This window comes from Mesotoga sp. H07pep.5.4 (assembly GCF_003664935.1).
GTDB lineage: Bacteria > Thermotogota > Thermotogae > Petrotogales > Kosmotogaceae > Mesotoga > Mesotoga prima.
On the sequence record NZ_JFHM01000030.1, the window covers coordinates 19,042 to 39,861 of the forward strand.

Annotated in this window: 21 protein-coding genes and 1 pseudogene; 12 read left to right on the plus strand and 10 right to left on the minus strand. The window is 46.9% G+C overall.

Features of this window, described 5'->3' with window-relative positions; genetic code table 11:
• Positions 1-6 precede the first annotated feature (6 nt).
• The 9 genes from Y696_RS12425 to Y696_RS12465 all read left to right on the plus strand — a co-directional run bounded on the left by Y696_RS12425 (position 7) and on the right by Y696_RS12465 (position 9,127).
• The gene (locus tag Y696_RS12425; protein WP_121510706.1) at positions 7-2,460 is read left to right on the plus strand and encodes a glycoside hydrolase family 2 protein; all 2,454 of its coding nucleotides are present in this window, start codon (positions 7-9) and stop codon (positions 2,458-2,460) included.
• Between the two features lie 200 nt (positions 2,461-2,660).
• Positions 2,661-3,035 (plus strand): DUF2089 domain-containing protein, encoded by a 375-nt coding sequence (locus Y696_RS12430; protein WP_006489399.1) that lies wholly within the window; start codon positions 2,661-2,663, stop codon positions 3,033-3,035.
• 9 nt (positions 3,036-3,044) lie between these two features.
• A complete protein-coding gene (locus Y696_RS12435; protein WP_014731931.1) occupies positions 3,045-3,407 on the plus strand; it encodes an SHOCT-like domain-containing protein in 363 nt (120 codons plus the stop codon).
• Between the two features lie 6 nt (positions 3,408-3,413).
• Positions 3,414-4,514 (plus strand): DUF4097 family beta strand repeat-containing protein, encoded by a 1,101-nt coding sequence (locus Y696_RS12440; RefSeq protein ID WP_121510707.1) that lies wholly within the window; start codon positions 3,414-3,416, stop codon positions 4,512-4,514.
• Between the two features lie 24 nt (positions 4,515-4,538).
• Positions 4,539-5,504 (plus strand): hypothetical protein, encoded by a 966-nt coding sequence (locus Y696_RS12445; protein WP_014731933.1) that lies wholly within the window; start codon positions 4,539-4,541, stop codon positions 5,502-5,504.
• A 226-nt stretch (positions 5,505-5,730) separates the two neighbouring features.
• The gene (locus tag Y696_RS12450; protein ID WP_180274867.1) at positions 5,731-6,996 is read left to right on the plus strand and encodes a nicotinate phosphoribosyltransferase; all 1,266 of its coding nucleotides are present in this window, start codon (positions 5,731-5,733) and stop codon (positions 6,994-6,996) included.
• Between the two features lie 2 nt (positions 6,997-6,998).
• Positions 6,999-7,877, plus strand: a complete 879-nt coding sequence (pdxS, locus tag Y696_RS12455; protein ID WP_014731935.1) for a pyridoxal 5'-phosphate synthase lyase subunit PdxS — start codon at positions 6,999-7,001, stop codon at positions 7,875-7,877.
• Positions 7,878-7,880: 3 nt separating this feature from the next.
• Positions 7,881-8,483 carry a pyridoxal 5'-phosphate synthase glutaminase subunit PdxT gene (gene pdxT / locus Y696_RS12460; RefSeq protein ID WP_121510708.1) on the plus strand — a complete coding sequence of 201 codons (603 nt, stop codon included), beginning with the start codon at positions 7,881-7,883 and terminating at the stop codon, positions 8,481-8,483.
• A complete protein-coding gene (locus Y696_RS12465) occupies positions 8,471-9,127 on the plus strand; it encodes a class II glutamine amidotransferase (RefSeq protein WP_121510709.1) in 657 nt (218 codons plus the stop codon). The genes pdxT and Y696_RS12465 overlap by 13 nt, the downstream gene beginning before the upstream one ends.
• A 55-nt stretch (positions 9,128-9,182) precedes the next feature.
• On the opposite strand, the gene Y696_RS12470 is transcribed toward Y696_RS12465, so the two are convergent.
• The 8 genes from Y696_RS12470 to Y696_RS12505 all read right to left on the minus strand — a co-directional run bounded on the left by Y696_RS12470 (position 9,183) and on the right by Y696_RS12505 (position 16,282).
• A complete protein-coding gene (locus Y696_RS12470) occupies positions 9,183-10,091 on the minus strand; it encodes a dihydrodipicolinate synthase family protein (RefSeq protein ID WP_220668802.1) in 909 nt (302 codons plus the stop codon).
• A complete protein-coding gene (locus tag Y696_RS12475; protein ID WP_121510711.1) occupies positions 10,088-11,254 on the minus strand; it encodes a pyridoxal phosphate-dependent aminotransferase in 1,167 nt (388 codons plus the stop codon). Before Y696_RS12475 ends, Y696_RS12470 begins: the two co-directional genes overlap by 4 nt.
• Positions 11,251-11,895 carry an amino acid ABC transporter permease gene (locus Y696_RS12480; RefSeq protein ID WP_099772422.1) on the minus strand — a complete coding sequence of 215 codons (645 nt, stop codon included), beginning with the start codon at positions 11,893-11,895 and terminating at the stop codon, positions 11,251-11,253. Before Y696_RS12480 ends, Y696_RS12475 begins: the two co-directional genes overlap by 4 nt.
• Entirely contained in the window at positions 11,895-12,587 is a 693-nt protein-coding gene (locus Y696_RS12485) for an amino acid ABC transporter permease (RefSeq protein WP_121510712.1), read from the minus strand. The genes Y696_RS12480 and Y696_RS12485 overlap by 1 nt, the downstream gene beginning before the upstream one ends.
• 8 nt (positions 12,588-12,595) lie before the next feature.
• The gene (locus Y696_RS12490; RefSeq protein ID WP_147431789.1) at positions 12,596-13,327 is read right to left on the minus strand and encodes an amino acid ABC transporter ATP-binding protein; all 732 of its coding nucleotides are present in this window, start codon (positions 13,325-13,327) and stop codon (positions 12,596-12,598) included.
• Positions 13,328-13,404: 77 nt separating this feature from the next.
• Positions 13,405-14,190 (minus strand): ABC transporter substrate-binding protein, encoded by a 786-nt coding sequence (locus Y696_RS12495; RefSeq protein ID WP_121510713.1) that lies wholly within the window; start codon positions 14,188-14,190, stop codon positions 13,405-13,407.
• Positions 14,191-14,464: 274 nt separating this feature from the next.
• Positions 14,465-15,217, minus strand: coding sequence for an IclR family transcriptional regulator (locus tag Y696_RS12500; protein WP_121510714.1), 753 nt, complete (start codon positions 15,215-15,217; stop codon positions 14,465-14,467).
• Between the two features lie 249 nt (positions 15,218-15,466).
• Positions 15,467-16,282 carry a hypothetical protein gene (locus Y696_RS12505; RefSeq protein WP_121510715.1) on the minus strand — a complete coding sequence of 272 codons (816 nt, stop codon included), beginning with the start codon at positions 16,280-16,282 and terminating at the stop codon, positions 15,467-15,469.
• 118 nt (positions 16,283-16,400) lie between these two features.
• Here Y696_RS12505 and Y696_RS12510 point away from each other — a divergent pair, with 118 nt between their 5' ends.
• Both Y696_RS12510 and Y696_RS12515 read left to right on the plus strand, forming a co-directional pair.
• Complete coding sequence (locus Y696_RS12510) at positions 16,401-17,168, plus strand: nucleoside phosphorylase (RefSeq protein WP_121510716.1); 768 nt, start codon at positions 16,401-16,403, stop codon at positions 17,166-17,168.
• A gap of 67 nt (positions 17,169-17,235) precedes the next feature.
• Positions 17,236-17,850: an N-acetyltransferase gene (locus Y696_RS12515; RefSeq protein ID WP_121510717.1), complete on the plus strand. Its 615-nt coding sequence runs from the start codon at positions 17,236-17,238 to the stop codon at positions 17,848-17,850.
• A 707-nt stretch (positions 17,851-18,557) separates the two neighbouring features.
• On the opposite strand, the gene Y696_RS14390 is transcribed toward Y696_RS12515, so the two are convergent.
• Both Y696_RS14390 and Y696_RS12525 read right to left on the minus strand, forming a co-directional pair.
• Complete coding sequence (locus tag Y696_RS14390) at positions 18,558-18,791, minus strand: hypothetical protein (RefSeq protein ID WP_259459950.1); 234 nt, start codon at positions 18,789-18,791, stop codon at positions 18,558-18,560.
• A 29-nt stretch (positions 18,792-18,820) separates the two neighbouring features.
• A complete protein-coding gene (locus Y696_RS12525) occupies positions 18,821-20,209 on the minus strand; it encodes a transglutaminase-like domain-containing protein (RefSeq protein WP_121510718.1) in 1,389 nt (462 codons plus the stop codon).
• A gap of 393 nt (positions 20,210-20,602) precedes the next feature.
• On the opposite strand from Y696_RS12525, the pseudogene Y696_RS12530 reads away from it, so the two are divergent.
• Positions 20,603-20,820: pseudogene (locus tag Y696_RS12530) on the plus strand (transposase); the annotation flags it as partial.

Below are 20,820 nucleotides of genomic sequence, written 5' to 3' on the forward strand. Positions count from 1 at the left end.
AGAACTATGAGAAGAAGAATAGATCTTGGCGGGGATTGGCTGTTCGAAATCCTTGAGAATGAACCAGATGACGTTGGTAAAATTGAGCCGACAAAAACCATTGAGATCCCCGGGTGTGTTGAGAGAACGTATCCCGAAGTTACATCCTCTCAGAGGTATCTGTATTTCGAAAGGGAATTTGAGTACGAAAGGAATTCGGATTGCAGTACAATTCTAGCGTTCGGAGCGGTGGACTATCTTTGCAAAGTCTTTCTGAACGGCTCCCGGTTGGGCAGCCATCGGGGCGGGTACCTGCCTTTTGAATTCGACATATCTGGAGTACTGTCATCACGCAACAGACTCCAGGTTCTTGTCTTCGATCCCATAGACGACAGGAAGATTAACTTCAGGCGTATTCCTCACGGAAAACAGAATGGAGATCCAAACTGGTACACGAATATCTCAGGCATCTGGCAAGGAGTGTGGATAGAAGAAAGACCCCCGGTCCACATATGTCGGCTGAGAGTTGACACCTCGTATTTAAAGAGGAGCCTGGAGGTCGCGTTCACCACAAATGAAGAATTCGACCGAGCATGCATAGGAGTATTCGACAAATCAGACCGGCTTTTAGCGTCTAAGAGAAGCGTAGACAAGAGTATTTCGCTTAGCCTTCCCAGCTGCCTTCCTTGGTCTCCCGAAACTCCCAATCTTTACAGACTTGTAGTCACTCTTGAATCAGGGAAGAGCAGAGATGTCATCGAGAGGAGGGTTGGGTTCAGAGACTTCGTAGCCGAAAACGGGAAGCTCTTCCTGAATGGACGCGACTTCTACATGAAAGCGGTTCTCGATCAGGATTTCTATCCCCAAACCCTTTACACGATTCCTTCAGAGGAGTTTTTAAGGGAGAGTTTTGCAAAGCTGAAGAAAATCGGTATCAACACGATCAGGCATCATGTGAAGGTTCCCGATCCTAAATATATGGATATTGCAGATGAGGTTGGTTTGATCGTTTGGCAGGATGCGCCGCACTTTGATCTCTTTTCTGATGAGGGAAGCGAGGAACTTCTGGAATTAATCGACGGTGCCGTGAGAAGAGACTCTCACCACCCATCGCTTTGTCTGTATTCGATTATCAACGAATCTTGGGGAATAAATCAAACAGATCCACGGCAGGTGAAATGGCTGATCGAAGCGTATGAGAGATTCAAGGAGAGATTCCCGGGTATCGTCTGGATCGACAACTCTGCCTGTGTGGGGAATTACCATTTGAAGAGTGATCTGAACGACTACCACTTTTACGTAAGCTCCATCGACAGACAGGATAAGTGGAACTCGCTGATTGAACTCTACTCTGAAAGCCCCAAAAGCTTCTACATAGGGGAACACAAAAATAATGCAGAAGGAAGGCCCCTTGTCGTTTCTGAATTTGGGAACTGGTCGCTGCCCCCTGAAATCTGGCTACGAAAGAAAGAAAAACCGTACTGGTTCAATCATATGTTTAACGATGTCCCCATGACGAAACCGGGAGGGGCTTTAGAGAGATTCGACAATAGCGAAATATCGAAGGAATATAGTTATCGAGAGCTTTTCGAGCTTTCCGTTGAAAACCAGGAAGAAAACCTGAATATTGAAATCGACAAAATGAGACTTCACGAGAACATAAGGGGATTCGTAATAACTGAACTAAGCGATGTCTTCTGGGAGTGCAACGGTCTTCTTGACTTCGATAGAAACTTCAAGATCGATCCCGAAAGAATGCGAGCAATTCTAGACAACGACCTTTTCGTCTCTCTTCTAGATAAAGAGGAATTATGGATCGGAGAAGAGGTAAACCTCAGAATCTTTCTTCTGAAGGATATTAAGAGAGAAACGCTCAGGATAAAGATTGGAGAAGAGATCCGAGAGATGCCATTATCTGGGGAGAAGGGTGACACGGTCAGAGTATCCCTGGAGACGGACAAATTCAGCGAGGGGCTGCTCAAGATTGAAATTCTGCTCGATAAGTGTGTTGCAACGCTCCACGCTGTTCTTTCCCGCAAAGATATTGCCGAGATCACGATCATCAATAATCCTCATTTCGGACTGCAGAAACCGCTTGACAGAAAATCGGTTGTTGTGCTCGATAGACCGGGCGCTTCCTTTGAATACAATGGATACAAAGCGTCAACAGTTGCGAAGGATGATTTGCTCTCGGGCGACTGGATAACGGGAATCTTCTGGAACTCGAAACTGCTCTCCGACGTATTTCCCGGTGGGTTGTTCAGGAGATGTCATCGCAGTCTAATAGAAGATAGGCCAATGATAAGCAGCTCGGGCTACAGCAGAAGGCTTTCCGGTGTTGTCTATGGATGGCTCACCGATTTCTACGGTTATATCGATATGGTAGATGATTCCATCTACCTATCCACTCTCCATCTCGACCCCAAAAGACCGCTGGCAAATCTGTTGCTTAGACGCCTTTCAGATCTTCATTCCATCTAAAGCCTCTCCATATGAGAAAAAACAAGAACGCAGTCTCCATCTATCGGAAAATTACAACTAAAATAATTGGTTCCTAGTACAAGAAATTGAAGTCAATCTAAATATATTTAAGGTAATGTTTGACTTTTCAAGTTAGAAGTTGTATAATGAATGTGGTTGAAAGTATCTTTAGGTTCAACTTAAGTTGTGGAGGTGGACCGATGAAATACTCTATAAGCAACTGTCCCGTCTGCGGGGGGAAAATGACGATCACTGAGTACAAATGTGATAGTTGCGGTACCACGATAAGGGGAAGATTCGAGCTTGACGATATTATGAAACTCTCCGCCGAACAGCTTGATTATCTGAAGACCTTTATCAAGAATCGAGGCAATCTCTCCGAGGTTCAGAAGGAATTGGACATCTCCTATCCGACGGCGAGAAACAGACTCGAAGATATAGTGAGGGCAATGGGCTATCAAGTTGTCGACAAGGACAGGGAAGAGGCGTCGAGAATCCTAGAGAGGCTTGAATCCGGAGAACTGCAGCCAGATGAAGCTCTCGAGATGCTCAGGAAAGTCAGAAAAAAGAAGTAGGTGATCTAATTGGATAGGGAAGAGGTTCTAAAAATCCTGAAGCTCGTTGCAGATGGTAAGGTTTCTCCCGAGCAAGGAAGGGACTTGCTTGAAGAGTTCTTTGAATCATATGAAGAAGAAAAGTCGGGAAGGAAATTCTCTATAGAGGTTGTGGATAACCATTCGGGGAAGGTCGAGGCCCATATAAGACTTCCCGTGAGGCTTGCAAAATTCGTCGGAAACTTTGTAAAGGAAAAGGACGCGAACTTCAAGATAGGAGACAGGGTTGTCGACTACAATCTGAAGGAAGTCCTCGAAGAGGTAATCAAGAGCGGCGAATCCGTTGAAATAGAAACCGGGGACAAGAGAGTAACGATAAAGATAGAGGATTGAGGGGGTATGGTCGTGGAGAAAAAGTTTGAATTTGACAGCGCCGGAATCGAGATTCTTAAGATCTCTTCAGCTAGCGCGGATCTTCAGATCGACCTTGTGGAAGATGGAAATGTGATTGCATACGTCGAAGTAGATTCTAATGATTATGTGCCCGAAGCTGAGAGTTCAGGGAAGAGGCTGAGTATAAAGTTTCAGAAGGGAACGAATATAAACATTCCCTTCATAAAGAATCTCTTTGACGGCGGAGCAGAGGTCAAGAGCGTAAGACTTCTCGTGCCTAAGTCTGTAAGGGAGTTAGACGCCAACAGTGCTTCCGGTGATATCGTCATAACCGACTTCGATCTTAGAAGCCTTAAGATAAGCAACGTCAGCGGTGATGTGAAGATCGAGAACTGCTCTGTAGAAAACCTGAACTTCAGTACGGTAAGCGGAGACTTGAACTTCATAGCCTCGAATTATAGAAGAGGTAAATTCGGCTCGGTATCGGGTGATCTCAGCATTAAGGGGCTTCCTCCTATGGAAAGGGAAACAATAGTTTCTTCAGTCAGTGGAGACGCCATTATCTCCTATTCGGGAGAGCCTAAGTTCGATGCCACAATCTCCTCTGTGAGCGGTGACATCTCATCTGACGTCGGACTTGTGAAGATAGATAAGAAACACTATAGATCGGGAAACGGAGAATCGCAGGAGTATCTGAAAATGAACAGTGTTTCGGGAGATCTCATCATTAGTACGAAGTACACGGGGACTCCAGCGAAGGAAGTAAAGGTTGAATCCAGAACCGTTTCTTCGGAAGAGAAGAAGGGCCACAGATCGGCCGTTGTCGAGGAGAACCTTCAGGATCAGGAGACTAGAAAGATTCTTCTTCTCTTCAAGGAAGGCAAACTTACAAAGGAGTACACCTTTGAGATGCTCGGTATCCTCGGATACTCTGAGCAGGAGATTGAAGAGATGCTTGAAGTGGACGAGGAGCTTCAGAAGTTTAAGGACTCGGTAGATGTAGTAATCAAAAACGAAGATGTTGAAAGTGAAAAGTCTTTTGAAGCTCTAGAAAAGCCAGAAACACCCGAAAAACCGGATACTCCCGAAGAACCGAAATCGATCTGATAAGGAAAAGAAGGTGATAATAAAATGAAATTCGGAGCACTATTTGCGATTTTTCTTGGAATGCTGATTATCCTTTCCGTCACGCATGTGATCCCCAGCTTTTCCTTTGCAATTGAGATATTCCTTGCGATTATCTTCCTGTATCAGGGATTAAAGGTCTTCAAAAGGTTCAAGCCAGAGCACATGGGAAGTCTGATCTTTGGAGGAATCCTCTTCGCAGATCTACTAATAGGCTGGAATGTTATAAAGGGCTTCAGGGGTTGGGGCTTTTGGGAGCTCGTAGTGGCCATGATTGGATCGTATATCGTTGGCTGGGGTATTGTTACTCTTTTCAAAAGAAGCTTCAAACTTGGAGAAACACCGAACTCTACGAGACAGGTTCTCAACGTTTCAAGGCCCAAAGAGTTCGAAGAACTGGAAATCGACATCGATGCCAACCTCACAAAGGTATTGCTTATGGATAACACCTCAAACGGCTTCGATGCAAATGTGAGTTACGATAAGCAGAGTTTCAGTGGCGATCTAAAGTACGATATGGACAAGGGAAAGGGTTCTCTAAGGGCCAGGTGTAAGGCAAGGTCAGGAGTATCCAGTGTCCTGTCAAAATCAAGAATGAATTTCGAACTCAACTCGGAACCGATTCTCAGGCTGGATGCTACACTTGATGGCGCCGATAGTGTCTTCGACTTCTCCAAACTAAATCTTGACAGCGCGAGAATCAAGACATCGCTCTCCAGGCTTTCTATAATACCTTCCCAGCTGAGAGACTCTATAGTAGACATAGATTGTGAGGTAACCTCCTTGAACATTAGGACACCCAAAGACGTTGGTCTTAGCATTATCCATGAAGGCGAGCTCAACTGGAGCAACTTCAACAACCTTATGGAGAGGGAAAAAGGGTATGTCTCGACCAATATCGACAGGGCCGTTACGACCTGCCAGATCAACGTGAAGTCAGATATGTCGAAGATCTCTATCGACTGGATATAGAAGCGTCATCTTCTCAGCCGGCCTTATGGCCGGTTTATTTTTTTGGACTGGTCCAAATGGCAAAGATCTGCCCCGTTTGAGAGTCGAAAGTCGTTTATTATTATATAATCAGGGTACCGGATACATTTTTCCGGAATTTTTGCTCGCGAATGAGGGCAGAGACAGGGGGCGTTCGGTGGATAAGTGCAGAATCGACCCGAGAGTCTTCAAAGTACCGATTGACAAGATGAGAGCCGGCTACTATTCTGACAAATACTTCACGAGACTTGTCGAAGTTCTCAAGAAGGCAGACAAGAAGTCAAGGGTGCTATATCAGCTCTTCCCGAGGAGAGACGCGACAATAGTGGGAATTGACGAAGCGCTCGCCATTCTTCGCTTTGGGACCGGTTATTACTCTAATGAAGGAGAGGCGAAGAGGCTCTTCGAAGAGGTGCTCGAGATTGAGAAGGCAGTGAACCACGCAGCATGGGAGATGGATCGACACGCCCTGGTGGAATTGACCGCTCAAAAATGGGACCTGAAGATGATGCTGAATGATCTCTGGGTTGACAAATGGCCCGAACTCGAAGTTCGCGCGCTGTATGACGGCGATGAAGCAAAGGATATGGAACCGGTTATGACGATAGAAGGCGACCCCAGATATTTCTCGTATCTCGAGACCATATTGCTGGGTGTCATAGCGAGAGCATCCTCAACTGCGACTGCCGTCAAGTCCGTCGTGAAGGCCGCCAGAGGCAAGGAGATACTCTTCTTCAGCGCGAGATTCGACCACTTCTGGACTCAGGCAACGGACGGATACGCGGCGCTCAAGGCCGGGGCTTTTGGAGTCTCTACCGACGCGAATGCCGACTACTGGGGCGTTGAGAGCATGGGGACGATTCCTCACGCTCTTATCGCAGTATATAACGGAGATACGGCCGAGGCCGCATTGGCTTTCGATCGTTATATAGAGGGCGGAGTCAACCGGATAATTTTGGTCGATTGGGACAACGATGTGATCGGAACGACGGTCGATTGCGTTGCACGCACGTATAAAGCCGAGACCGGAGAGGACTTCACACCTGGCAGGACCGATCCTTCGGTTGTCATAGGCCCGGGAAAGGGAAAGATATGGGGCGTGAGATTCGATACTTCTGGCAGTTTGAGAGACGTTTCGGTCGTCCCGAAAGACGCTTCTTCGCTGGGAGTCTGTCCCGAACTGGTCTGGAGGGCTAGAAGGGAATTCGACAGGTACGGAATGAAGGATTTGAAGATAGTCGTCTCGGGTGGTTTCACGGCGGATAAGATTGATCTCTTCGAGAAGCTGAATGTGCCCGTGGATGTTTACGGAGTCGGTTCGTCCCTGCTGAAAAACAAGCTGGACTTCACGGCAGATATCGTGGAGGTTGAAGGAAGACCCTGCGCAAAAGTGGGAAGAGGGAAGATAGAGACTCCAAGATTGGAAAAGGTAGCGAGTAACTATTGGAACAACGATAAAGAGGAGAGGTGTTGAAAATGGAAGCAAGGGGAACCTGGACAGTAAAAAAAGGGTTCGCTGAAATGTTCAAGAACGGCGTAATCATGGATGTCACGAATCCCGAGCAGGCAAAGATAGCTCAGGATGCCGGAGCCACGGCAGTAATGGCTCTTGAAAGAGTACCGGCGGATATCCGAAAAGAGGGCGGAGTAGCCCGAATGGCAAAGATTGGTCTCATCAAAGAGATCATGGAAACTGTAACGATCCCTGTAATGGCCAAAGCTAGAATCGGCCACATCGCCGAAGCGAAGATCCTTGAGGCTATTGGCGTTGACTTCATCGACGAATCGGAGGTTCTTACACCTGCAGATGACAAGTATCACATAGACAAGAGAATATTCACCGTCCCCTTCGTTTGTGGAGCAAGAAATCTCGGAGAAGCAGTCAGGAGAATCGCCGAGGGCGCCGCTATGATCAGAACAAAGGGAGAGGCTGGCACCGGAAATATCATCGAGGCAGTCAAGCATATGAGAACCGTTAACGAAGAAGTTAGAAAGGTCCAGATGATGAACGACGCCGAACTCGTCCACTATGGAAAGGAAATCGGTGCGCCTGTCGAGATTCTCAGCCAGGTAAGAGAGCTCGGAAGACTTCCCGTCGTCAATTTCGCCGCCGGCGGAGTGGCTACACCGGCCGACGCAGCTCTCATGATGATGCTCGGCTGTGACGGAGTCTTCGTCGGTTCGGGAATCTTCAAGTCGAAGGATCCCGCAAGAATGGCCAAAGCGATCGTCGAAGCAGTTTTGCATTATGACAATCCTAAAGCGCTGGCAGAGATCTCGGAGAACGTCGGAGATGCAATGGACGGACTCGAGATCGAGACTCTGGAAGTTCGAATGGAAGAAAGAGGCTGGTAAGGGTTGAAGATCGGGGTTCTCGGAATTCAAGGTGCTATACAGGAACATCTATCGATTCTCAGAAATGCAGGAGTGGAACCATCTTGGGTAAAGGATCGTAAGGAGCTAGACTCCGTCGAGGCGTTGGCAATGCCAGGTGGAGAGTCAACCACCATGATCAAACTCTTGAAGAGATTCGAAATGTGGGAAGCCCTCAGGAATAGGATAGAAGATGGAATGCCGGTCTTGGCGACCTGCGCGGGCATGATCCTCCTGTCCAAGAAGATTGAGAACGTCGTCAATCAGGACTCTCTGGGCGTTTTAGACATTAGCGTCAAGAGAAACGGTTACGGCAGGCAGATCAACAGCTTCGAGGTAGATCTACAGATCGACGAGATTGGTCCCGAACCATTCAGGGCAGTATTCATAAGGGCTCCAAAGATCGAATCGATCGGTGGCGAAGTGAGAGTCCTTACATGCTACGACGGATCACCGGTTCTCGTTCGCCAGAATAACATGCTGGCAGCCTCCTTTCATCCCGAACTCACTGGAGATCTGAGAATTCACCGGTACTTTCTAAAGATGGTCGAAGCGGCCGGACAGAGTATTGAAAAATGTGCAGAATGATAGCTTTCAAGGCAGATAAGAACATAGATACGAACTGGATTTTAGACATTCTAAAGGGCATCTCCGCGAGAGGCATTTCCAGTCCTCACAGTGACGGCTGGGGCTATGCCGTTCGTGGCGAAGGGAGAGAGACCTACAACAGTTCCGGCGCGATCTTTGATAGCGATAAGAAGCTCCCTCAGAGCAGGGTAGGCATTATTCATTCTCGAAAGGCATCGAAGGGATACACCGTCAATCTCGAGCACGTTCATCCCTTCTACACCACGGTCAGGGGAAGGAACTATGCCTTCTGCCACAACGGAACGATATACGACTTCGCTAGCGATGAAGGAACGACGGATACACAGAGATATCTCGAGCTTCTGGTCAGCAATCTCGAGATATATGAAACGAAGAGAGCTCTGGAAATAACTGCGGCCTTTGTGGCGGAGAACTACCGCTACACGTCGATAAACGCGCTTCTCACGGATTATGAAAACGTCTGGGCGATAAGGCAGAACGCAGAGAAAGATGACACGGAACACGCCCTGTTCCTTTACGAGAGGGACGGGGTGAGAATAGTCTCCAGCGAACCCGCCGAGAAATATGGCGATCTCCCCGGAAACTCTATCGAAATAAAAAACAACGAATCGATAGTCCTTTGAATATCATAAGAAATGCGTCTGGAAAGTTCTCCAGACGCATTTTTTGTTGAGAAAATTAGAAGTCTATCCCAACGTCCTTCATGACTTTGACTAGATTGATGTCAAGAGACTCAATTTCCGAATTCTCCAGACTCTTGAGAGGAGTTTTGACACCGCCCATTTTCAGACCCCTTCTTTCGAGAACATGTTTCATGTAGGGAATGTTTGCGCCGTTCCCAACTGCCATCGTCAGCTTTGTCAAGGACTTCTGATTATCAAATGCCTTGTCGAAGTCGCCGTCTCTTATAGCGTCCCGGACCTTGACGAAGAACTCTGGAAAGACTGCTCCGGGGCCTGAAACGCAGCCTCTGGCTCCAGCTATTAGAACCGATGCGAATGCCGCATCGCATCCAACGACCGTACTGAACGTCGATGGCAGAGCCTGAATAACGCTCAGCGAATTTACAAAGTCGCCACTGCTGTCCTTCAAACCGACAATATTCTTATGCTTTTCGTGGAGTTTGGCAATTACATCGACACTAACCGGGTTTTTTGTTAGAGAGGGAATGTTGTAAATGTACAGAGGAAAGTCGCTTACGGCGTCCACTATCTTGTCGTAGAAACTGAAGAGCTCCTCTTGCTTGTGGTTGAAAAAGAAAGGCGAAACTACTGCTGCCGCATCCGCCCCACAATCCTTTGAGTGTCTTAGCAGCTCGATAATATCTTCAAGTACTAAGGCCCCGCAATGAGATACAACCGTCATTCTTCCTTTGTTTGCCTCGAGGAACGACTCTAGAGTCTTCTTTCTTTCCGCCAATGGGAGGGATGTCCCCTCACCGGTCGTGCCGAGCACAAACATTCCGTCGACACCTTTCTCAGCCAGGAAGTCTACATAAGACTTTATTGCATTGTAGTCAACACAGGAACCATCATCATTCATCGGAGTTAGCGGAGCTACACCGACCCCTTCAAGTAGTCTTTTCACCATGATCTCCCTTCTGCCAATCTTCTGGCTGCGTCCTCCATTGCTTCAAACTCCTGAACCAACCCCATTCTGACCTTCTTTGAACCATTGACACCATAGGCAGTTCCAGGAACAACGAGAATTCCGTATTCTCTGTATAGTTTTTCGGTGAAACTCCAGGGATCAGTGCCTTCCGGAGTGGAAACCCATACATACATCGCCCCCTGGGGAGCGGTGAAAGTCAATCCCGATGCCTTTAGACCGTCAATAATCGCATCTCGCCTGCCCTGATACATTTCTCTGAGCTCACGATAATAGGAATTGGGGGTAGTCTTCAATGCTGCCACAGCTGCGAGCTGTATAGGGTAAAAGACATTTGAGTCGATCTTCGATTTGTAAAGCTTCACAGCGTCCAGAAGACGTTTCTCGGCTACTATTGCTCCAACTCTCCATCCGGCCATGTTGTAGGTCTTTGAGAAGGCGAAGTACTCCAGTCCCAGTTCGAGATTCTGGCGCGCTTCGAAATAACTGTTGACTTCAAGATTGTCGAAGGCTATTTCGGAGTATGCAAGATCACTCATCACGACAAAACCGTACTTGCCGGAAAGCTCGGAAAGCCGGTCGTAGTACTCTCTGTTTGCCACTCGGCCGGTGGGATTTGAGGGGTAATTGACGATTACCATTTTCGGCTTGTGCAACCTGGCAAGACTCTCGATTTCGTCTAGAGTAGCCATCGGATCAACATCGCCGTTGTAAGTGAGAAGCTTTCCTCCGGTGAAAAGAACGGCCTCGAAGTATGTTGGATAACCTGGATCAGGAACAAGAATCGAATCACCGGCATTTACCAGTGCATGCAATGCATTGAAAATAGCTTCCTTGATTCCGACAGTCACAAGCACATTTTCTTCGTGATTCAGCGTGACTCCGAAACGTTTTTTGTACCAGTCAGCGACAGCCTCAAGGAGCTCCGGAGCCCCGTGTTGCGGTGGATAAGTATGATAGGCAGGATTCGACAGGTTCTCCTTCATTGCCTCCACTATCCATTCTGGGGTGGGTCGGTTCGGAGCACCTATTGAAAGGTTAATCATTTTCTGCTTTGGTGGTTCTTTCTTCAGGCCGTTAATAAATCCAAAAGCATCTGGCCTGAAAAACTCAAGCTTGGAAGACTCGAGCTGAAACTTCATTTGTTACTCCCTCCCTCTAGTTTTTTAGATACGACAATTAGCGGATAACACACAAGTATAAAGAACGCAGACACTATGCTGAACGCAGTAAACGGACTCAAAGTCAGTTGCATTATCTGTCTGGAAGTTCTTACGATCTCAACCATTCCAACGAGTGAGACAATAGAAGTGTCCTTTATTGTCATTACTATCTGGCCGACAATTGACGGCATGGTACTCTTTATGATCTGGGGTAAAACCACATGGATTAGCTTCTGAAAGTAGTTCAATCCAAGAGCCTCGGCCGCTTCAAACTGTCCTTTATCTAAAGACATAAGACCGCTTCTGAAAACCTCTGAAAGATATGCCGTTGCCGTAACTGAAAGAACGACTATTCCCGTCTGAAACGCGCCCAATTCAATTCCAACGTACGGCAGCGCAAAGTAGATCGCATAGACGATTATCAAGAAGGGCGATCCCCTGATTATCTCTACAACAATGGCTAGAAGCTGCGATGCAACGGGTATTCGATGGAAGCGAATCAGGGCGATCGCAATTCCCAGCACTATACCGATTCCCAGAACGAATGGAAGAAAGGCCAGGTTGTTAAGGAAGGCGACTCCGAGTCTAACTATCTGCTGTAGTAAAGATATGTCTTGCATCATACCACCTTCTTAAGACCGAACCATCGCTTCGCATCCGACTGTCTCGATTTCTGATTTCTGCTTATTAGACCGCTCAGAAGAGCAAGAACCAGATAGATTCCGAAATACATTAACATCGGCACACCGAATGATTCGAATGGCATATAGGTTCTCGCAGCGATCTTTCGAGCGGTGTATGTAAGCTCGGGGATAACCAGAACTGCCGCAAGACTTGTGTCTTTTATCAAGTACGAGAATTGGCTGATCAGTGGTGGCAGGATGTTTCTGAAGACCTGAGGCAGTATAACCTTACGCATTGTCTGAAACCATGATAGACCGAGTGCTTTTGAGGCTTCTGCCTGGCCCTTGTCAATAGCTATAAGGCCGCCCCGTACTATTTCTGATATATAAGCGCCGCTGTTGAGAGAAAAGGCAACTATCGCGCTTTGAAAGGAGGTCAGCATAAGACCGGTTATCGGGAGACCGTAGTGGACGAAGTACAACTGGACAAGCAAAGGAGTCGATCTTATGAATCCCGTATATATTCCTACGGGTATTCTTGCAAACCTGGACTTCATAGTTGAAAGGATGCCGACCACCGTTCCAATAATAAGGGAGAAAGCACCACTCAAAGCCGCAACTTTTAGTGTTTCCAACAATGCTTCAAAGAAATCGGGAAGATACTGTGAGATCATTCTCATGTCAAGCATGACATCACCTAAAGTATCTTGCTCAGGAATTCCTTGGTTCTATCACTTCTGGGATTGTTGAAAAACTCATCCTTAGGGGTAAGTTCGATCAGCTTCCCTTCATCCAAGAAACCAATTTTGTTGGCCACCTGTCTCGCAAAGCCCATTTCATGGGTGACGATTATCATCGTCATACCGCCGCGCGCGAGGTTAGTCATGACATCTAATACTTCCTTGATCATCTCGGGGTCGAGGGCAGACGTGGGTTCGTCAAAAAGCATGAGTTTTGGATCCATTGCCAGGGCCCTAGCGATAGCAACTCTCTGCTTTTGTCCTCCGGAAAGTTGAGGAGGGAAGGCATCATACTTCGCAGATAATCCAACCTGATCGAGCAGTTTCTTTGCTTTCTCAACGGCTTCATGTTTTGGTACTTTCTTAACGAGTATGGGAGCCAGAGCGACATTGTCAACTACGGAAATGTGAGGGAAGAGGTTGAAATGCTGGAAGACCATTCCAGAGTTCTTTCTGACGAAATTCAGGTTAGCTCTCGTCTGTTTGATGTTTTTTCCCAAAACCTCGATCGAACCCTCCTGAAAGTGCTCGAGCATATTTATACAGCGAAGAAGAGTGCTTTTTCCTGCCCCGCTGGGTCCACAAAGGACCAGCACATCGCCTTCATATACATCTAATTCGACGTCCTTTAGAACGTGAAGTTTGCCAAAGAACTTGTTGAGACCTCGAATTCGAACAATCGGTTCCATCAGAATTCCCCTTTCGATTCCTAAAATGAGATGGGGGCTAGCCCCCCATCTCATCTTGAAATAACGATTTTCTTGATTTAATCAATAATGAAAGATGGTTCCCAGGCTTTGCCTACGTATTTCTCGTAAATCTTTCCGTATTCGCCAGTCAGCTTTTCCCACTTGAGGAACCAGTTGAACCATTCGACCAGAGAGTCGGAATCCTTGTCCTGCCTGAAAGCAAGTCCGTAAGTGTCGGGCCTCACATAACCGTCCAAGATCTTCAGATCCGAGTTCTTGTTTACTAGCTCGATACAGATCATCTCATCGTCCATGACCGAGTCGATTCTACCCAACTTGATGTCCGTCATCCATTCTGCAAGATTGTCGTACAGAGAAGCATCTTTGCCCCATTCCTGTTCAATGAAATCTGCGTGAACAGAACCCATTGTCGCGCCCATCTTTACTGAAGGATCGGCCAGTTCTTTCCAGCTTTGCAGAGGAGAATCCTTTCTGGCAATAGCAACAATTCCCGTAAGGAAGAACGGGTCAGAGAATCTTATAGACTTCATTCTCGTTAGAGTCATCGACATATTTGCAGCTATCATGTCGACTTTTCCCGAGAGCAATGAAGGAATAAGGCTTTCCCATGCCATGTCCTGCCAAACCAGTTCGACACCCATCTCCTTGGCTGCAAGTTCCATAAGCTCCACTGTGAATCCCGTTGGATTTCCCGAAGCGTCCCTATACTGCATCGGTACAGCAGTCATATCAGTTGCGACGGTAAGCTTTCCGCTCTTAACTACGTTTTCCAGTGTGGTAGCTGCAAGACCAAATGAAACAAACATACAGGCAACAACGATCAAAACAAACAGTTTTTTCATCTCAATTCCCCTTTCACGTATGGATTGCGTCCTAAAAAGTACGCATTGGAAATAGTTTGAATAGTTCAATAATATGGAATATAATTCAACAATGTGGTAACTACCTTTGAATTTACCAAAATGGTTACATCATTTGCAAAACCATTCAGGGACGTCTGGAAAGTATCTGGGTCAATTATGGCTGTTAAACGGAGATAATCTCTCTCCTGCGGGTCGATCTTCAAAGAAGGTCGTTGTTCCTAGAAGTGAAGGCAGAATTGAAACTCTCTGAGTCTCAGGTTTCGAAATCGATAAACAACTTGTTAAGCTTCTCTATTGTCTTTAAGAAGGGTTCCTTATACCTTTCTATTGCTTCGTCGGTCATTCTATTAGAAGGCCCGGCAATACTGACGGCATACTTTGCGACTCCGTGATTATCCAATATGGGTGCTGCAATGCACTTTATGCTTTCTTCCTGTTCTATTCTGTCATACGCATAGCCGTGTTCTCTTATCCACTCTAGCTCTTTTCTGAGCTGCTCCTTGTCGGTGATAGTATTGTCGGTTCTTCTTGCGAGGGTCACTCTTTCAAGATAACCGTCAACATAAGAGTTCGGTTGAAAGGCAAGCAATGCCTTTCCGACGCCTGTGCAGTACATTGAAGCGGTGACGCCAACCGTTGAGTGCGGGCGAAGTGCGTGAGTCGGATGGAGACATTCGATGTATATCACTTGGTCTCTGAATAGCGATGTAAGATGAATGGTCTCGTTAATTTCATTTCTGAGTTTCTCGAGGTATGGAAGAGCCACCTCTCTGAATTCGAGGTTCCTTCTCATAAGTCCGCTCAATTGGAGAATCCTGTTTCCGAGCATATAAAAGTTCCTGTCCTTCGTGAGGTAATCCAATTCTGTCATTGCTGCAAGAATGTGATGAACGGTGGCTTTGGGATAACCTAACCTGTCCACTATGTCGCTAAGTCTCCATTTGCTTTGCTCAAAGAACAATTCGAAAATCTCGTCGACTTTTTTGAAAGCTTTGAAATGTTCCATAATATTGACCTCACTCAATGACGTTGATAATAGAATATCAAAAAATGCTTTCAATAGCAAATCTCTTTTTGAATTACATTTCGAATACGGGTGGGCTAGTATGAGGCAACCATCAATTAAGACTGAACCACTGAACGGATACAGATCAAGAATGAGTCTTTTCTGAAGCCGCAATTCAACTCAAGATTGAGTACCCCACAAGAAAAGACCGGCCCTTTAGGCAAGTGTTCTTAAAGTCAATAACTTACTTCAGCTGGAACCCATGCTGAAATTGATGATCGCAAGTCTGTTGTCGGTGAAGCCGTCGGGGCTATCGGAGTTTTCGGAAGTGCCCTTAGCGGTTCCACCTATGAAACGTACATTGAAATAGGTTTCGAGATAATCCGTTAGAAGCAGGCCGGCTCTCAAAGAAGCATGCAGCACCGATCCCTCGAAGTCGAAGTCAGCTCCGTTAATAAAACTGCTGGAGGCGTAGAAGCCATCGATGTCTGTTGCTAGGTAAACCTTTTCATTCAGCCAGTACGCGCCCTTCACTTTGATAATCGGAACGGGACCGACATTTTTATTGTCGACGAACTTCGTTCCATCGAGAGACTCGAAATAGATATCTGCATTTCTCAACTGAAGTGAGAGACCGAGGGCAAGATAGCTGTTGCCCTTTCTCAAGACGTCGTAAGTGTAACTGATCCTGTAGAAGGGGAAGCCGTAGTTCAAGAGGATTCCGCTTCCGGCGGGGAAGGTGACTCCATCGACTATCAGGTCGTTTTTAAGCTGAACCTTTGACTGAACGGTGAGTAGCTGATACAGAAAGTAGACCGTATGTTTGCCGATGCTCAGCCCGGCGGTGTACCTTTGATATGGAAAGAGAACGTCCTGACCACCATCTTTCACGTAGTTCAGAACGGTTACCGTCTGACCGAACTGAATGGTGTGGAAGATCACTCCCGTAAATCTGATCTCGCAATCAAGCTCGAGTTTGAACCTGTTTTCTGGGTTCTTCAACATCCCTGCCGATGAAACAACTGCGATAAGAAGAACCACTATCAGAACCAACCTTATCTTCACGATTTCACCTCAGTTTATACTGATTACAATAACAGAACTTCCGGTTACAAAAGTGTCAGGTCATTCGGCGACTGTCGATCTCTTCTTCACTGCTAAAATTGTCGTAAAGGGGGCATATATGGAGAAGCGTTTACCTATTCTGGAACATAATAATGAAAGACCGGCCGTAATAGAACCAACGATGGTCATCTCTTCGGTCTCCGAGATGCCGGAACGAGCGATAATCCTCTTTTATCAGGGCGTTATAGAGACTCTCTTGAAGAAAGGACTTCTGAAGAAGATCATTGACAGGAGAAGCGAGGTCGGACTGTATCCCGTTTATGAGATCGAGTACAGAGGGGTCAAAGTCGCGATCTTGAATCCCGGACTTGGAGCGCCGTCCGCGGCAGGCTTCTATGAGGAGCTCATCGCCCTTGGAGTTAGAAAAACAATAGCCTGCGGCTCATGTGGAGTGTTAAAGAAGGATATCCTGAGGGGAGAGATTATCGTCGTGGAATCTGCCGTCAGAGACGAGGGAACCTCGTACCATTACCTTGAGCCTTCCCGCGAAATAGCTGTAGATACAGAGGTGTTGGAAAAGGTAGAGGCCTCACTAGAAGCTTTATCGATTCCATATATCAAGGGGAAGTCCTGGACAACAGACGCTTTCTACAGGGAGACGAAGAAGATAGTCAAGGAGAGAATCGACGAGGGCTGTATTGCCGTCGAAATGGAGGCTTCGGCCCTTATGGCCGTCTCGAGGTTCAGAAATGTCGTCTTTGGACAGTTACTTTCCTCGGGAGACGACATAAGCGGCGAAGAGTGGGACAGAAGATTCCATCCCGAGGCCGACAGTCATAAGGAGCGTGTCTTCTGGGCGGCTATCGAATGCTGCCTCAACCTATAGACCATTCTATTATCTTTGTTCTTGCCGGTCTTTTACGAAGAACACAAGGTTAATGTGAGGTGATTCTGTGAACGGACCGAGAAGAGTTTCCGAAGAAGAGTACGAGAAAGCTGTGGAGATCCTTACCGAAGCCTTCTTTGAAGATCCCATGATCAAATACGTGTTCAAGGACAGAGAAAGAAAAGAAATAAGAAGGCTGTACGGCGTAATGACGAAAGCTTACGCTCCATCAAGCGATATCTATTTCGATTCCGAAGAGTCTAGCGGAGTGATCCAGTGGATTGACTCTGAAAAGGAGCCCGGCGTAATGGCATGGCTCCGAAGTGGGGCAATGAGAATGATCGGTTCGCCCATTAGCTCGCTCTTTCGTCTGATGAAAACAGGGATGGAGATTTTTAAGACTCAGAAAGAATGCATGAAAGGACACAATCTGCACCTCATCTTGCTGGCCGTTCTACCTCGAAAACAGGGAATGGGAATAGGAAAGAAGCTGATGAACCTCTTTATTCAGGAAGCAGACTCCAGAGGGCTCCCATGTTATCTTGAAACCCAGAATCCTTCAAATCTGCGCTTCTACGAATCCTTTGGATTCTCAGTCGTAAAGGAAATCGAAATATCGCCCGAGCTGAGATCATGGAGCATGGAAAGACCAAGCCCGCTTCAAGAGCACAACAACCGCTGATCGCTGATGAAAACCGCGTTGCCCGTCAACGGTCCACCGTCCCCGCCAAGAAGCACCGGTTCTTCGTTCCGACGCTACGCGTCCAGGTTGTTCGTTCTTAGAACAGATCCCGGATCAAGTCCGGGATGACAGTGTTAGGCGATTACGAAAACGCCACATCACGTCATTCTGAACTTGATTCAGAATCTCGATGATCTAAGAATCGCTGCACGCTTAAAATCAAGAACACGCTGGTCGCTGATGAAAACCACGTTGTCCGTCAACGGTCCACCGTCCCCGCCAAGAAGCACCGGTTCTTCGTTCCGACGCTACGCGTCCAGGTTCTTCTGGTCAAGTACATCCCGTCATGAACTTGTTTTCAGCATCTAGCTCCTGGTTTTTGACCTTAACCAAGAACGAAGAACAGATCCTCGCTCTGGAAGGAACGACTTCTCCTCGGCGAACGGTGAACCGTCCAACGGTAATCCGGCTTCCGTTGCTCTTCCAACCTCTGACCACTAACCTCTAACCACGTTTCTTTCTAAGACCAGATCCCGAAACAAGTTCGAGATGACAGCCTCTCAATAGCAATGAGGCCGTGATAGTCAACCACTTGTACTCACGAAACACAAGACTCGAGACCCGTTTTGTTGGACTTTTCTACTCACAACTCACAACTTGGAACTTACAACTGATCCCTTGCTCTTCCAACCTCTGAACACTGACCTCTACCCTCGGTCTTTCGAAGCCCAGATCCTGAACAGGAGCGCTTCAGGATGACAGAATAGGTTCGTTCTAATCAGATTACTTTGATTTGCTTGCTCTTTTTCTTTGGTTTTTGCCTCCTGGTGCGTAAGCGCCAGCATCACTTCCCCGGATGCCCTTCCGGGCATCACTTCCTCGCGCCAGCGAGCCTCACTTCCTGCCGGAGGCAGCATCACTTCTGATCTTGATGCCACCAACCCCCGACCTCCGACCCCCGATCACGGCTCTATCTCAACAAAACCGTCTTCATGGTGAAAGAATCAAGAATCGCGATGGTGACATCGAACTCTTCGTTGCTGAATTCGCTCTCAACGAACGGAGTCTGCAAGGTTATTTCAAGCAGTTGAGTGTCGGTAGGTTTTTCGGCCGGCAAGAAGTCGACGGAATTTTGAACCACGAGTCTCAACGGGTCCTGGTTTGCGAAGAAGTAATCGATAAAGTCCTGTCGTTCCTCTTCCGTAATCCCGTAAGTGTAGGTCGCTATCTGTCCTGCCGAGGTGTCCACAGGAATCCAGCCGTAATTTGGCAGGTAGAACTCGGCCCAGAAATGCGAACCCAGCTGACCGGAGAAAGCTTGAAAGCCTCCCGGCGCCCTTGCCGGTATTCCGATGGATCTGCAGAGAGCTGAGAAGATCATCGACTGGGTCCCACAATCACCGTAACCGTGTTCGAAAGAGTAGAGGCTTTCCGAAATCCCGGCCGCCTCTATTGAAGCGTGGGCCATAAAAGTGTATTTGATGTTTTCGACTACGTAGTAGTATAGCTTTCTCGCCTGAAGGAAGGGATTGGTCTCATCTCCAACAACGCTTCTGGCAAGCTCCTCAAATCTCTCGTCGTAGTAGATGCTTCCTTCGGACTTCGTGTAGTCCTTGTAAAGCGAGCTTTCCTTGTCGTATTCGCCTATCTGATCTGGATCTATATCGAACTGTTGCTGGTAGTGAGTAAAAGTGTATTTCACGGAGACGTCTAGATCCTGGGCGAGACTCGAAAGATCGAATTCGAAGAGGACATATGCTATATCGCCGGTAGTTCTGGGAAGGCCGACCACCGCTTCCTTTGGGGTCACCTCTAATACAGAGATGTTCTCTTGAACTGCCGTCTGCAATGGAAGGGGGAACCAGATTCTCAGCGAACCCTTATCCGGCAGGAGAGATCTTTCGGTATGTACTTTGTACTCCACAAGGTAGTTCTTCGGGTTGAAATACGGGCTGTGAGCTGGCTTGAAGGAGGCAAAAGGTGTCTGTTTTGGTCCGTATTCTTCCAGGAGGTATCTCACGAGTAAAACATTGCCCGCCGACCACTCTGGCTCCCGCTCTACCAGTTCTGGGTCACGGGTGAAGAGGTTGTGCTCCAAGTCGGAGTAGTACATCTCTACACCGTCCACGATAGCCCTCTGAATGTCTCTTTCAATAATGAATTCTCTAACTTCTTCATCGCTCTTGAGCTCGGGATAATGTTTCACAATTATCTCTTTAGCCTTTTCGAATGTCAGCGAGAATTCCAGGGTGCTTTTCAGTTCGTTCTGTCTTCTCAAATACTCGTCGGACCGCTGAAAGAAATTGCCGAAAGCAACTGTGGAAATTAGAACGATCACAAGAACAAATTTCAATTTCATAGTTTATCCCCCTTTTCTATTGCCTGATTTGATACGACAAAGCAAGTATATAATGATTGACTTTCAGAATTTAAACACTGAATGTAGTCTTATGATGAATATCTTTGCCTTGTGATCTCAGAGAGGAGTAAATTACAGATCGGAGCACTCTAATATTAGAGGCTAAACAGTCAATCGCTCTTCTGGATTTTTATTTGGCCAAATGCTGTATCTGTTAATCTGAAGTTCCCCGACAGCAAATGAATGAAACTCTTTCCGAGAGAGGAAAAAGACACATAAATGAATTGAAAATGTAGACAGTGAATAGTCAATTTGTAATTGACTTTGCTCTTTCCTTTGTGCTATCATCATATTATGAAGAGCAAACCTAAAGGCCTTTATTTAGCTAGGATTGTGAGTAAGTACAAGGACAGAGAATACTTCACTTATCTTCTGAGAAGAAGTTATCGCGAAGATGGTAAGGTGAAACAGCAAACCATTGCCAACCTTACTGAATTGCCGGAAGTTACTAGAGAGTTAGTCAAAGAGAGTCTCCAGGGGAGAGTCTTTCTTCCTTCCGAAGAGGCTATAGAGATTACTCGGTCTAGAGCTCATGGTAATGTTGCGGTGAT